Source organism: Streptomyces sp. NPDC048696, from assembly GCF_043198895.1.
In the GTDB taxonomy this organism is placed as follows: Bacteria; Actinomycetota; Actinomycetes; order Streptomycetales; family Streptomycetaceae; genus Streptomyces.
In genome coordinates, this window is sequence record NZ_JBICVJ010000001.1 from 75,698 (window position 1) to 89,265 (window position 13,568).

General features: G+C 68.6%; 13 protein-coding genes. 7 read left to right on the plus strand and 6 right to left on the minus strand.

Going from position 1 to position 13,568, the window contains the following annotated elements:
• Positions 1-332 precede the first annotated feature (332 nt).
• Positions 333-938 carry a hypothetical protein gene (locus tag ACGFRG_RS00415; protein ID WP_393259818.1) on the plus strand — a complete coding sequence of 202 codons (606 nt, stop codon included), beginning with the start codon at positions 333-335 and terminating at the stop codon, positions 936-938.
• A gap of 212 nt (positions 939-1,150) precedes the next feature.
• Here ACGFRG_RS00415 and ACGFRG_RS00420 read toward each other — a convergent pair whose 3' ends face one another.
• The 3 genes from ACGFRG_RS00420 to ACGFRG_RS00430 form a co-directional block, all read right to left on the minus strand.
• Positions 1,151-1,876 (minus strand): glycoside hydrolase family 16 protein, encoded by a 726-nt coding sequence (locus ACGFRG_RS00420; RefSeq protein ID WP_361430585.1) that lies wholly within the window; start codon positions 1,874-1,876, stop codon positions 1,151-1,153.
• 628 nt (positions 1,877-2,504) lie between these two features.
• Positions 2,505-2,678 carry a hypothetical protein gene (locus tag ACGFRG_RS00425; protein ID WP_361430588.1) on the minus strand — a complete coding sequence of 58 codons (174 nt, stop codon included), beginning with the start codon at positions 2,676-2,678 and terminating at the stop codon, positions 2,505-2,507.
• 125 nt (positions 2,679-2,803) lie between these two features.
• A complete protein-coding gene (locus tag ACGFRG_RS00430) occupies positions 2,804-3,943 on the minus strand; it encodes a PucR family transcriptional regulator (protein ID WP_393259820.1) in 1,140 nt (379 codons plus the stop codon).
• Positions 3,944-4,031: 88 nt separating this feature from the next.
• On the opposite strand from ACGFRG_RS00430, the gene ACGFRG_RS00435 reads away from it, so the two are divergent.
• Together ACGFRG_RS00435 and ACGFRG_RS00440 are read left to right on the plus strand one after the other, a co-directional pair.
• Entirely contained in the window at positions 4,032-5,087 is a 1,056-nt protein-coding gene (locus ACGFRG_RS00435) for a ferredoxin reductase (protein WP_393259822.1), read from the plus strand.
• 7 nt (positions 5,088-5,094) lie between these two features.
• Entirely contained in the window at positions 5,095-6,213 is a 1,119-nt protein-coding gene (locus ACGFRG_RS00440; protein ID WP_361430593.1) for an acyl-CoA desaturase, read from the plus strand.
• A 279-nt stretch (positions 6,214-6,492) separates the two neighbouring features.
• Here the strand turns inward: ACGFRG_RS00440 and ACGFRG_RS00445 are convergent, their stop codons facing one another.
• On the minus strand, positions 6,493-7,059 hold the full coding sequence (locus ACGFRG_RS00445; protein WP_393259824.1) for a TetR/AcrR family transcriptional regulator: 567 nt from the start codon (positions 7,057-7,059) through the stop codon (positions 6,493-6,495).
• Positions 7,060-7,211: 152 nt separating this feature from the next.
• Here ACGFRG_RS00445 and ACGFRG_RS00450 point away from each other — a divergent pair, with 152 nt between their 5' ends.
• The 4 genes from ACGFRG_RS00450 (at position 7,212) to ACGFRG_RS00465 (ending at position 12,063) form a co-directional block, all read left to right on the plus strand.
• Positions 7,212-8,681 (plus strand): MFS transporter, encoded by a 1,470-nt coding sequence (locus ACGFRG_RS00450; protein WP_393260776.1) that lies wholly within the window; start codon positions 7,212-7,214, stop codon positions 8,679-8,681.
• 159 nt (positions 8,682-8,840) lie between these two features.
• Positions 8,841-9,977, plus strand: coding sequence for a DUF6183 family protein (locus tag ACGFRG_RS00455; protein WP_393259826.1), 1,137 nt, complete (start codon positions 8,841-8,843; stop codon positions 9,975-9,977).
• A gap of 181 nt (positions 9,978-10,158) precedes the next feature.
• On the plus strand, positions 10,159-10,599 hold the full coding sequence (locus ACGFRG_RS00460; protein ID WP_393259829.1) for a VOC family protein: 441 nt from the start codon (positions 10,159-10,161) through the stop codon (positions 10,597-10,599).
• 993 nt (positions 10,600-11,592) lie between these two features.
• The gene (locus tag ACGFRG_RS00465; RefSeq protein ID WP_361432470.1) at positions 11,593-12,063 is read left to right on the plus strand and encodes a hypothetical protein; all 471 of its coding nucleotides are present in this window, start codon (positions 11,593-11,595) and stop codon (positions 12,061-12,063) included.
• A 497-nt stretch (positions 12,064-12,560) separates the two neighbouring features.
• Here ACGFRG_RS00465 and ACGFRG_RS00470 read toward each other — a convergent pair whose 3' ends face one another.
• Together ACGFRG_RS00470 and ACGFRG_RS00475 are read right to left on the minus strand one after the other, a co-directional pair.
• Entirely contained in the window at positions 12,561-13,100 is a 540-nt protein-coding gene (locus tag ACGFRG_RS00470; protein ID WP_361432476.1) for a GNAT family N-acetyltransferase, read from the minus strand.
• Between the two features lie 131 nt (positions 13,101-13,231).
• On the minus strand, positions 13,232-13,558 hold the full coding sequence (locus ACGFRG_RS00475; protein ID WP_393259831.1) for a CGNR zinc finger domain-containing protein: 327 nt from the start codon (positions 13,556-13,558) through the stop codon (positions 13,232-13,234).
• Positions 13,559-13,568 lie beyond the last annotated feature (10 nt).

Genomic DNA, 13,568 nt, shown 5'->3' on the forward strand with positions numbered 1-13,568 from the left:
GTCCAGGCCGCCGCCACCGCCGACTCGACCCGCCTCACCCTGGGCTTTGGGTGGAGGGGCCAGTGGGGCGGCCATACGGGTGGGCAGAGCCGCTGTGGCGTGGACGGTGCCCCTGCCTCCGGGACCGGCGACCTCATCGGCGAGGATGGAGCGATCGGATCCGCCCCGGGAGGCACCGCCCACACATGAGCCACAACCAGCCAGGCCCCTACGGCCCGCAGCCGCCCGCCTTCGGACCACCGCCTTACGAGGCCGCGGCACCGCCTGTGCGGACGACCACACGCACGAGGACCGCAGTGCTGGCGACGGCGCTCGTAGTGGTGCTCTGAGCGGTGGGCGCCACCGGTTACGTGCTGGGCCGGGGTACCAACCGACCGGCCGCCGCAGACGTTCCGTACAAGCTGACGACGCCCCCGAGCATCATCGGTGGCGCTTTCACGTACGATCCCGAGGTCGGCGTCCGGATCACCAATGACGAAATCGCGGCGTACGCCGCCGACGGGGTCCGCGACCCGCAAGCCGCAGGGGCTCACTGCTGGTCCTACGCGTCCCGGCAGACGGTGGTGTTCTCCGGGGCCTGGGGCACGATCGACAGCCCGGAACAGGCCGTCGACCGCTCGTTCGCCCGGGCCGCCCGCCAGGCAGCCGCCGACAAGTCCGGCATCACCTACCTCGGCGCTCCACGCGGCCTCTCTCCCAGCGGGCTCGGCGATGCTGTCATGAAGTGCCAGATGGACAAAGGCGTCGACCCCGCCCATCCGTCGGTCCCCGCCACGACCAACTCGGTCTGCATCTGGGCCGATCACAGCACCTTGGGCGTGGTCGTGGTCCTCGACGAGACCACTCACCCCACCGACTACAACACCGGCACCACGATCGACGAGGACGCCGACATCACCGTCAAAGTCCGCAACGACACACGCGTTCCCGCACAGTAGACAAACCCTTCTCCTGAACGCTCTTCCACTCGTGGCTCCGAGACCTCGCAAACGTGCCCTCCACCGCCCCCGCCACGCTGCGGCAGCACGGCCTCGTCACCGGACAGCTCAGCTGCGAGCAACTCGTTGACCGGCACGGCGTGGCGGGCCGCCCCATCCGCGCTCTGCTGATCGACTACCTGGAAGAGCGCAGGAGCACTGAAGCGGAACCCTCACGGGTAGTACGGGGTGTACGTGATCGAGGAGACCTTCAGGTACCTCGCGCCGTCTGATGTAGCCCATGTCGAGGAGTTGGGGTTGCCCGGCCAGTCGCCGCCGACGGCGGTGTTGACGATGAAGTGCATCCCGACATCCGGGGCAGTGCTGTACCACTTGGTGCCGGTGTTGGTGCCGTCCACGGCGAAGTCGATGTGATCGGGCCACCAGGTGAACGAGTACCTGTGGTACGCGTTGGTCCAGCCCGCAGAATTCGTCTTCGAGAACTGAGTCTGGGCGTTGTTGGGGTCATGGAAGGTTTGGTAGACGGTGTTCGGGTTCTGGCCGACGATTTCGGCGGCGTCGAACTCGGGCAGCCACGGATTCAGGTAGGCCGCCCATACCGCGGGCAGGAGGCCCTGGCCGTTGGGCATGTTCGCGGTGAAGCTGTAAGTGCCGTAGCCGTAAAGGGCCTTGGACTCCACGCGGCCCGAGTAGTACATGTTGCCCGACTTGTAGGTCTTGATGACGAGGGTGCTGCCCTCGTACCAGACGCAGGCGGGGGTGTAGGTCTCCAACTCGTTGTTCGCGGTCCACCGTCCGCTGATGGTGTTCCACGAGTTGACGGTCTGGGGGGTTCCCCAGGACGCCGCGCGGGCTTGCGGCTGTCCCAGGAGAAGCAGCGAAAGCGCCGCCAGGGCGACAACTATCAGGTGTCCCGGTCTGAGAAGTGCAGATGACATCGCGGCTCCATCGCTCGGATGACATGGGGTATGGGAGCGGTTCCACGCTCCCTTTGTCGTCGGACTGTAGGAGTCCGTTCAATGTTTGACAAGATGCGTGGCGTGGATCGTTTCCTGGCTTCCGGAGTTGAAGACACCAGTTGTCGCACCCGACTTGATCACCACTGGATACAGGCCCTGGAGGTGGCGTCGGCGAGAGGGCCTGCCTGCCCCATCGGCCCGGCGCATCCCGGCCCGCCGCCCTCCAGGGACCAGAGAGTCAGGGCAGGGACGCGGCGGTGGCGTGCGGCCCGTCACGCAAGCGGAAGACGACCAGGCCGTGATCGAGCTGGTCTGCGGCCAGGCGGTCTCCGCACTCGCCGCAGGGTGGCCGATCGCTACCAGTGCAGTCAAAGGCGCCCGCCGCCAGCTCATCGGCGCCTTCTGAGGACGCACCAGCGCCACGGCCGTCCTCAAGATCCATGACTGGTACTTGGGCCCGGCGGCGGCGTGGGAGAGCCGGAGCTTCGAGGAAGCGCCGGAGGTGGGGGGGCCTGGCCATAGGCGGAGCCCGCGGTGACCCAGGCGATGGTGAGCGGCGAGACCAGGACGAGCAGGGTCCCCCTGGCCTCGCGCTCTGGGTGGCGGCCTACAGAAGGCCGTACTCGATGGCCGTCGCGTCCGGGGTGGCCAGAAGGCCGTACTCCGTCGCGGACGCGTCCGTGCTGACGTTGAAGTACTTGGGTCCGTCCTGCGCGGCACGAGCGGTGTCGGCGCTGCTGCCCCCGCCGCTGGCGGAGAGCACATGCTGACCCAGGGCCACTGCCGATGCGGTTGACACAGATCGCGGCCCTGCGTGCAGACCAGGCCACTTGCGACGGGACAGCGGTGTCAGGGAACTCGAAACGTCTCACTCGCGGACGCGGTCGTGGACGGTCGAAGTACGCGTCAGCTGCTCCGAAGACCGACCGCCAGCGTCAGCTCAAGGACCCGATGAGGCGATCCGAGATCCGGAAACAGCTCCCGCAGCTGCGACATCCGGTACCGGACCGTCTGAGGATGGACGAACAACGCCGCCGCCACCTCGTCCCGCCTGCCCTGGTGCAGCAGCCACGCCCGCAATGTCTCCTCCAGCCGCCGTGCGGTCGCGACGGGCAAGGTCGTGAGCGGTGCGAGGGCTCGCGCACGCAGGTCTGCGAACGCGTCCACGTCGGCGCTCAGCACCAGCTCGGGCAGGTGGTCCTCGGTGTCGCGAATCTCAGAGGAGAGCGAGCGCGCGCGTACAGCTCGTGCGTACGAAGCGGACGCACGCGTCCATGGCCGTGCCGGGCCGACCACGGCCGTGCGGTCGGTCAGCTGCCGCAAGAGGTGTGACCGGTCGGCATCGGGGACGAGCAGCACACCGGTGGCGTCCGGCAGATCGTCCAGGACGAGGGTGCCCGGGTCGAGCGTGCGGTAGGCAGGCCGGGCCTGGGCGGCGGGCAGCAGGACCGCGGTCAGCGAGACCGGGGGCTGCCACCCGGCCCGTTGAGCGGAGGCCAGCAGCACGTCCGGGCTCGCACCGGAGAGGAGGTCTCGGGCCAGGTGTTCCAGGTGGCGCTCGTGGGCCCTGCCCCGGGCGGCCAGTTCGTCGGCATGGCCCGCGGCGCTCGCGGCGGAGAGCTCGTCGATGTAGGCGAAGGTCAGCTCGGCGAACTTGGCGACCTCGGCGGCGGGCAGACCTGCGGGTACGGCGCCCGCTGCCAGGCATCGCCACGCCACGCGGGCGCCGACGCGGTAGGCGCTGAGCAGGGCGTCCATCGAACGGCCGTCGCGCACCTCGCCGCGGCCCAGCTCGTACGCCGCGTCACCGGCGTCGCCGCCTGTGGCGTTCCCGCTCGCGAGGTCCAGGTAGTGCCCCAGGGCGGTGCGGACGGCTCGGCGGATGGTGCCGCCCATGCGGCCCGAAAGGGCGTTGGCGTAGGGAGGGACCTCGTCGATGATCGCCTGGACGATCTCGTCGGCGGTCGCCTTCAGCGCGCCCCGAAGTGCGGTGACCGTCGTCTCATCCAGAGCCGGCTCGCTGACCCTCCGCATTGCATGACTCACGTCTTTTGTTCCCTACGAACAATTCTGCCGACCAGATTTACGTCCTTCGGTCAGGACTTTACGCCCAGGGACGCAGCAAGCTGAAGCCATGACGAGTGCAGCCCTCCGCAGCAGGGCGTGGAAACTGCTGGAGATGGTCACGACGCCGCTGCTGCCGTCGGACTACCTCGACCTGGTGAGCCCGCTGCGGGCGGGCGCCGACCTGCGTGGGCGCATCGAGGCCGTGCATCCCGAGACGGGTGACGCCGCGACCATCGTGATCAGGCCGGGACGGGGCTGGCGCGGCCACACGGCCGGTCAGTACGTACGGATCGGGGTCGACGTCGACGGGGTGCGCCTGTGGCGTGCCTACTCCCTCACCTCGCCGACGGACCGCCCGGACGGGCGCGTCACGATCACCGTGAAGGCGATCCCGGACGGCAAGGTCAGCAACCACCTGGTCCGCGGGGCGACGCCGGGCACGCTGATCCAGCTCGACCAGGCGACCGGCGACTTCGTGCTGCCGCGCGCCAAGCCCGCCAAGGTGCTCTACCTGACGGCCGGCAGTGGCATCACGCCTGTGATGGGCATGCTGCGCGACACCGCATTCAACGACGTCGTCATGGTCCACTGCGCGCCACAGCCGCAAGACGTGATCTTCCGCAACGAACTGCACGACCTGGTCGCGGACGAGAAGCTGCGCCTGACCGAGGTGCACACCGACACGGACGGCATGCTCGACATCGCCCGTCTCGACGAACTCGTGCCCGACTGGGCCGAGCGCGAGACCTGGGCCTGCGGGCCCGCTGGCCTGCTCGACGCCGCCGAGAAGCACTGGAGCGAGCACGGCGTACCGGAGCGCCTGCACACCGAACGCTTCCGCCCCAGCGTCGTCGCCACCGGCGACGGCGGCGAGGTCACGTTCAGCGCCACCGGCAAGACCGTCGACGCGGACGGCGCCACACCGTTGCTGGACGTCGGCGAGGAGGCCGGCGTGCTCATGCCCTCCGGGTGCCGCATGGGCATCTGCTTCGGCTGCGTCACGCCGCTCAAGGCGGGCGCCGTCCGCGACCTGCGCACCGGTGAGATCACCGAAGCCGAGCCGGGTGTCCTCATCCAGACCTGCGTGTCCGCCGCGGCGGGCCCCTGCGACATCGAACGGTAGGAGCACCTTGACCGCCATCGACCCCACCGCCCACCTGACCGCGGAGCAGATCGAGGAGCTCGGCCGCGAGCTGGACGCGATCCGCGACGAGGTGATCGCCGGCCGCGGCGAGCAGGACGCCGCCTACATCCGCAAGGTCATCTCCGCGCAGCGCAAGCTCGAACTGGCCAGCCGGGGCGTGCTGTTGTTCTCGCTCTTCCCGCCCGCGTGGGTGCTCGGCACCGCCGGTCTCTCCGTCGCGAAGATCATGGACAACATGGAGATCGGCCACAACATCCTGCACGGCCAGTGGGACTGGATGCGCGACCCGAAGATCCACTCCACCACCTGGGAGTGGGACCACGTCTCGCCGGCCGACCAGTGGAAGCACTCGCACAACGAGCTGCACCACACGTACACCAACGTGATCGGCAAGGACAACGACCTCGGCTACGGCATCATGCGCGTCGACGAGGACCAGAAGTGGCACCCGTTCCACCTCGGCCAGCCGCTGTGGAACTTCATCAACGCCTGCTTCTTCGAGTACGGCATCGCGGCGTACGACCTGGAGCTCGGCAAGAACCTGGACAAGCGCCGCCGCAAGGACCCGGAGTTCCGCGCGCGGGCCAGGGCCGTGGGCCGCAAGATCCGCAAGCAGGTACTCAAGGACTACGTGATCCACCCGGTGCTGTCGGGCCCGTCGTTCCTCCCCACGCTCGCCGCCACGTTCACCGCGAACCTGGTCCGCAACCTCTGGACCCACTCGGTCATCATGTGCGGGCACTTCCCCGAGGGCGTCAAGGTCTTCGAGCGCCGGTCGATCAAGGGCGAGACGCGCGGCCAGTGGTACCTGCGCCAGATGATGGGCTCGGCGAACATCAGCGGCAGCAGGGCCATGCACTTCATGACCGGCAACCTGTCGCACCAGATCGAGCACCACCTGTTCCCGGACCTGCCGAGCAACCGGTACGCCGAGGTCGCGGTGAAGGTACGCGCGCTGTTCGAGAAGTACGAGCTGGAGTACGTCACCGGGCCGCTGCCCAAGCAGGTGTTCTCCGCGTGGCGCAAGGTCTTCCGGCTCTCGCTGCCGAACAAGACGCCCAAGGTCAAAACGCTGGACCGCGAGCAGGAGCTCGTCGCGGCCTGATTCTCGGTATGGGTTCAGATCTTTCGGCCGTACCGGCGGCACCGCCGGGTTCGGTGAGATCCCTGCCTTCCTCTGCCTGGCTCGACGACGAGCAGACGTGCTCTTGGCAATGCTCCGCGGCGACGGCCCGTCGGCCGACGGCTTCGGACAGGCCGCCTGAGCCGGCCGAGGGCCGGATGCCCGATGTGGGACGGCACGTAGTAGAGCACCTCACGGTGCCAGGGCACTGTGGAGCCCTGGCACCGCGTCCGAGAGCTGACCCCGGGGACCGGGTTGAGGTCACAGCAAGCGGTCGACCAGCCCGTCGACGTAGTCCGGGGTGAGCGGGCCCATGCCGAACAGGACGCGGATGTACATCGGGGCCAGGACGTGGTCCAGCACGCCGAGCGCATCGGGTGCGTGTTCGCCACGGTCGCGGGCGCGATCGAGCATGGACTGCAGTTGCCGGGTGCGTTCGTCGCGGAGGTCGTCACGCGCCTGTAGGCCCTGCTGACCGCTGCTCGACAGGGCGACGGCCAGGCGCACCACCAGCAGACCGTCGGGTCCGGTGATCTCGCGGGCGACCTGGGCCGCGTAAGCGCGCAGGTCACCGGCCAGGCTCCCGGTGTCGGGCATCGGCGACTGCGCGTTGAGGCGGGTGAGCGCCACGTCGGTGAGCAGGGTTTCCAGGCTGCCCCACCGGCGGTAGACGCTGCTGTCGGCCACGCCCGCGCGCGCTGCGACCTCGCCGACGGTGAAGTTGCCGTAGCCGCGCTCATTGATCAGGTCGGTCACGGCCTGGTGCACCTGCGCGCCGACGCGGGCGCTGCGCCCGCCGGGCCGCCGGGCTGGCTGTCGCTCGTTCATGCCTCCACCTTAACGCAGTCGAGGCTTGCGTTTGTGAGGCGACCCTCCCTATAGTCCTCTAACGCAGTCACCGATTGCGTTAGAGCGCTCAGGTGTACCGCCACCCGTGTCAACCGGTGGCGGGAAGCAACTGGCAGTTGAGAGGAATCCCCATCGCTGAATCGTTTGCGGCCGTAGGCAGTCGATCGAATCGGGCCGTGCTGCTCACGGTGACCTGCCTCGGCCAATTCATGGTCCTGCTCGACAACACGATCGTTGGAGCGGCACTGCCTGATATGCAGCACCGGCTGCACACTCAGTTGACCGGTCTGCAATGGATCGTCGACGCGTACGTACTACTGGTCGCCATGCTGCTGCTGTCCGGCGGTATCTTCGCCGACCGGTTCGGCCGCAAGCGGGTGTACCTGACCGGCGTGGCCGTGTTCACCGCCGCGTCGGTGGTGTGCAGCCTCGCGCCCTCGCTCGGCTGGCTGATCGCCGGCCGGGTGCTGCAGGGCATCGGGGCCGCGGCGCTGAGCCCTGCCTCGCTCGCCCTGCTCGCCGCCGCCTATCCCGTACCGCAGGAACGAGTCAAGGCGATCGGGCTGTGGGCCGGATTGAGCGGAATCGGTCTGGCCGCAGGCCCCGTGGCAGGCGGCGTGCTGACGGACGCCTTCGGCTGGCCCGCCATCTTCCTGGTCAATCTGCCCTTCGGCGTGGTCCTTCTGCTGGTCGGTCTGCGCAGCCTTGAAGAGACCCGCAATCCGGGCGCCCCCGCGATCGACATCCCGGGGACGGTGCTGTCCGTTCTGGCAGTGGGGACACTGACCTACGGACTGATCGAGGGTGGTGCCCGCGGCTGGACGTCGCCAGTGATCCTGGGCAGCTTCACCGCCGCGGTGATCCTCCTCGCCGCCTTCGTCGCCGTCGAAGCGCGGCGTTCCGCTCCGATGCTGCCGCTGCGGCTGTTCCGGCAGCGCCTGTTCACCGTGTCCAACACCGCCATGGTCGTGGTGGGGTTCGCGCTCATGGGTTCGTCGTTCTTCTTCTCCCAGTTCTTCGTATACGTCCAGGGCAGCTCGATTTTGCGCGCCGGCCTGCAGACCCTGCCGGTATCCCTCGCCATGGTGATCGTCAGCCCGTACGCGGGCCGGCTCGCCGCCCGGTACGGCTTCCGGATCGCGGTCACCAGCGGCCTGGCCCTGGCCGGCCTGGGACTGCTGGCGCTCGGTATGGTGCACGCCGACACCGGCTACGGGAACGTTTGGTGGCGGCTCGGACTCGCCGGCATCGGCTTCGCCCTGACCATGTCCCCGCTGACAGGCGCCGCCATCCAAGCGGTCAGCCCGCAGGAAGGCGGCCTCGCATCAGGCATCAGCAGCACCACCCGCCAGATCGGCGCGGTGCTCGGCGTGGCGGTACTCGGAGCCATCGTCCGCACCCGGCAGTCCGGCGGCGCCTCCTTCGAGACCGGCCTCAACAGCGCCTTCGTCGCGGCCGGCGTCATCACCTTGGCCACCGCCGTGTTCACCGGCCTGTGGCTGACAAGGTCCAAGCCCTCGGAAGGCTCCACGGTGCCGCGACGTGCCACTGATCCAGGTGCGGTCACCACCTCGAACAGGGCATCCGTGACCAGCCGTTGACAGCGACACCGAGCTCGGCCGGGAGGCGTCCCGTCGGATGATCCCCCGGCGGGACGCCTCCCGGCCGACAGGATGATGCCCGCGCCTCTGACACATGACCGCTTATGAAATGACCGTTTATGAGATGAGCTGGGCCGTCGGATGCGTAGGCTCGGGGCCGTGGCTGATCAGATACAGAAGATCGTGACGGGGCTGCCGGACCTGAAGGACGTCACCGGCGTATGGGCGGTGGCCGATGGCCGGGTCGCGCAGGGGGATGCCGCCTTTGCCGCCGACCTTGGCATCGCTCTCGCCAGGACCTACAGCACCGGGAAGGCAACCGGGGGGCAGATGTGGCAGTTCCGAAGCGTCTTCGACCATCTGCTTCGGCTATTGGCCACCACCGCCGGTCCCGAGAATGTCACCCAGGTGTTGCGGCTGATCTCCTTGGACGAGGTCACCAGCAGGAAGCTGGATCGCTACACGGCTTCGTTGCTGGCTTCCAGCCACGAGGCGTCCGACCTGGCTGCGGCGTTCACCGGCCGTGCTCCGGAGGAGCTTCGGGCCTGTCTGGTCCATGAGCTGGTTCTCAGGGGCGTGGTCGTCGAGGACACGCCGGGGATCGCGCGTTGGGCGACGTCGCCGCATTGGAGTCATCACCCGCTGGGCTGGCTGCCCCTGACTCTGTCCGACGTGGAGGGAAGCGCGGATCTGCCGAGCTACAGCGTTCATGGCCGCAGCCACTCGATGCCGTACGGACCATCGGAGAGCCGCGAACTGGCGGTGATCGCCGACGCGCGCGTCCCGTCCGCGGAGGAGACGACAACTCCGTCCGCTGCCACGGCGATGAGCAGGGCCGTGGCGAACTGGGCCGAAGAGTCCAACGGGCGCATCGAGGCGCGCGTGTTCGGCCTTGCCGAACCCCTGGACCCCGAGTCGGTTCCGGCCGCGCTCCTGACGCTGGGGCTGGAGTGTCTGCACGGAGCGGGGAAGAAGGCCCCTCTGTCGGTAGGTGTCCGGCCGCCGGCCCAGGCATGGCGCGTGCTCTTCGCGGCGGCGTCGACGGGAGGGGCGTACAACTCCGGTTCCTATGGTGCCTACGGCCGGTTGGCGGCCTGGCAGTCCCTGGCCGCGCTGGCTGGAAGCCCAGAGGGCGCCACCGTCGCTGAGGTCGAAGCACATGTACTGGACTGCGTCTGGCATGACTTCGGCGCCAACACGAAGTGGTTCGATCAGGTGGCCTGGGACATCGGTCTGGCCGCCCTTTCCTCCGGCCGTCGGCGCTTGTCCGTACTTGCCGCGACTGATACCGACTGAAGTGCTCGTGGTTCGTGGTGTTGGGGAGCCGGGCGAACGGCAAAGTGGCCATAGCGAACACCCATGCCCCGATCTTGGCACCGGCCACTGACAATCGCGGATGTCGAGAACGTGCCACCGGCTCCGTCCCAGGGACATCAACGGCCACCACCGGCCGCACGGCGAAGAAGGAGAAACCAGCATGGCGATTCAGCGGATGGACAACGTCGGCATCGTCGTCGAGGACATGGATGCCGCCATCGCGTTCTTCGTGGAACTCGGTATGGAGCTGGAGGGCAGGGCACAGATCGAGGGCCCCGTCGCCGACCAGTGCACCGGACTCGACGGCGTCCGCTGCGACATCGCGATGGTCCGGACCCCGGACAGCCACAGCCGGATCGAGCTGGCGAAGTACCACAGCCCCGCGGCGATCAGCGCCGGGCCCGGCAACCAGCCGCACAACATCGTGGGCACCCACCGCGTCATGTTCGCCGTCGACGACATCGAGGACACCGTCGCCCGCCTGCGGCCTCACGGCGCCGACCTCGTCGGCGAGATCGCCCGGTTCCAGGACAGCCATCTGCTCTGCTACCTCCGCGGCCCCGAGGGCATCATCGTCGGACTCGCCCAGCAACTGCGCTGAGAAGAAGCAAACGGAGCATCCAGCCGGACGAGATCCTCCAGGTCCTCGACCGCCCGGTCAGCCGGGAACTGCCCGTCCGTGACGTGAACCGCCTGGCGCACGCTGCCAAGGACGCAGGGGCCTGCACCCATCGGCTTTATGTTCCGCATCACGGCGCGTACCCACGATGAAGTCCTCTTACCGTGTCCAGACTGTGCGGCGGCTTCGCTCCGGGTACACAGCCGGTATCCGCGGCGCTTGGCGGACGCGGCGATCGGCGGAGTGCCCGCTCCACCTGGCTGCCGCCGGAGCGCGACCCCTTCACCACGGCGCAAGCGCTGCCCGACAAGGCCAAAGGCCCACTCCCCTGCCGCAACCGGCAACGGCACGCCGCCGTGCACGCCACCGGGCCCCAGCCGATGCCGCTGGCGTAGCCCCGCATCACTGGGGACTAGGTGTAGGTGCCGCCCCCCGCCGTTGCAGTCCGTGGACCACACGTAGGCCGTAGGCGATGAAGTTGCGCACCTCCAGCCGCCGGTGGGCAACACACGTGCGCATGGAGCCTCCGCCCTCATGGGGCGGGCCCTGCCAGGATGACGGCCATGCGCTGGTGCGCACGCCCAGCCTCCCGGTGTCCGCGGACAACCCCGCTTGTCCGGTCCCCTGACCCGAGCCGACCTGCCCGGATCACTCTGTGGCCGCGCGGACAACTCCACTTCCCGGCAGTGTCAGGCCGCGGAACGCCACCCGGGAAGACCCTCTCCCCCGGCGTAGCCGAGACGACGGCCGGCCGTCTTCTCACTTGCACCAGGCTTTCCCGTGACACGGCCTGTGGCCGGTGCGCCGCGATCCCTTGGCCGAACACGCGACCCGGAGATCTGCACGTCCACAAACAGCCCGCAACCCGCAACCCGTCAAGGAACAAGCCCCATCAGCCGGACGGCCCAGCCCGTGCACGCCCGTACTCATCCCTGCCAAGCCTTCTACGGCATGCCCATGAACCGAGGAGACGTCATGTTCCCACGCATTCTCGCCACATCAGCCGCGCTCGGTGCCGCCCTGGCCGGCATCGTGACCGTGGCCCCCTCCGCATCCGCGCAGGAGGCCGGTTTCGCGTGCCGGTCCGACAACACGCCGAACCATTCGTGGGCGAACTGGGGCGGCGCCAACGTAGACGCCTGTATCGCCCGCAACGGCTCCCAGATCATCGCGGGGATCGGAGTCAACAACACCTTCCCGTCCGACCCCTGCGCCCAGCTGGTTGAGGCGGACACCGGCAAGTGGCTGTACGACTTCGGGTGCGTCGACAAGCGCACCGGCAGCTGGGTCCCGGGCTTCTCCGGGAACCACTACTTCAACTACCCCTCCTCGGTAGACCTCGCCAAGACCGGAAAGCAGGTCGTGGTGCAGGTCGGATTCTGGGCGGATTTCGGCTCCGGAGTCCAGTACTACATGAACGTCCAGAGCCCACGGATCATTTTCTGACCTCAGTGAACACACCCACGGCGGCCGACGCAGACGCGCCCTCCTCCCCCACCCGGGGAAAGCCAGGCCCTACAGCGACAGCACAGCACCACTAGGGCCTGTCCGGTGGATCTGGCCGCCTTCGGTCCGGGCCGCCGTTTCGGTGCCGGTGAGCGGGGGTGTGGTGCGTCCAGCTGCAAGGCGGAGGAGGGCGGCGACGCGGAGCGTCGGCAACCGACGACAACGCGGCAGATGGGCGTGCCACACCCCCGCGTCCCAGGCAAGATCCACCGGACAGGCCCTAGCGACAAGACGCCTTTGTCCGCCGGTTGAACGATGCGCTGGCTCCGCACCCCTACGCGGGACCAGCGCATCCGTCTGCCATGCTGGAAAGCCCTCGCTGGGCGCCGCGCCCCCGACACTCCGATCACCCCCGGGACGTAGCCGACATCGACCCGTGGCCTCCAGGGCCGACGACCACGCGGTCGGCTACGAGGCCGCCGTCCTCGCTGCCGCGATCAACCAGTGGTTGCGGCGTACTGGTCCGATGACAACTCGAACATGCGCACTCGCCGGCCGTAGGCGGGATTGACGGTCTCACAGACCGGATGCATCCCCAGTTTGGCCATGATCCGTTCGGAGGCTTTGTTGCCCACTTGAGTGATGCTGACGATCCGCTCCAGGCCTCGCTCCCTGAACCCGAACCGGACTGCGGCCGCAGCGGCCTCGGTGGCCAGGCCCTGCCCCCAGTGCGACCGTCCCAGCCGCCAGCCGACCTCGACCGCCGGCAGTATTTCAGGGAAGTAGGTGGGCACCGAAAGGCCGGTGAACCCGGCCAACTCGCCAGTGGACCGGATCTCCACGGCGAACAGGCCGAATCCCTGTGACTCCCACTCGTTCTCCCATGCCTGGACCCCGTCGCGAGTCTGCTGTTCGTCACGGACGCTGCCGTCGCGGATCCACCGCATGACCTCGGGGTCGGCGTTGACGGCAGCCATCGGCACAATGTCTTCCTCGCGCCAGCGACGCAAGATCAGACGGGGAGTCTCAAGCGTGATCACCCGGTCATTCTGGATCACATATGCGCTCTGCGCCATCCTCACCCGGCACTTCGCCGCACGCTCTGACCCCGCCGGTACACCCCCAACTGCGCCCGGGACGGACAACGGCCAGACGGCGATTGCGCCGATCAGTGGCTCCGATTGCGATGGGCGGTGACTCGGACCCGGGTTCCGCAGCGGGTCGAGCCGTAGCGCTGCGGGGCACGGCGCCCCGTGTCGATGAAGTAGCGGTCGCATCCGGGGGCGGCACAGCGACCCCAGGCACAGTAGCCGCGTTCGCTGAGCCAGAGCGCCGGAGCGAGCGCGGCGGTGGACAGCGCGCCGACGCCCACACCGTCAAGGCCCCTGGCCAGGGCCGGCTCCGCCTCCGGGTGTTGTGGTTTGCGGGCTTGTCGGTGTTCGGTGTGATGTCGTGGCCGGTTGGCTACGATCCCCAAATGACTGTGGACGAGCACATCATGCGGG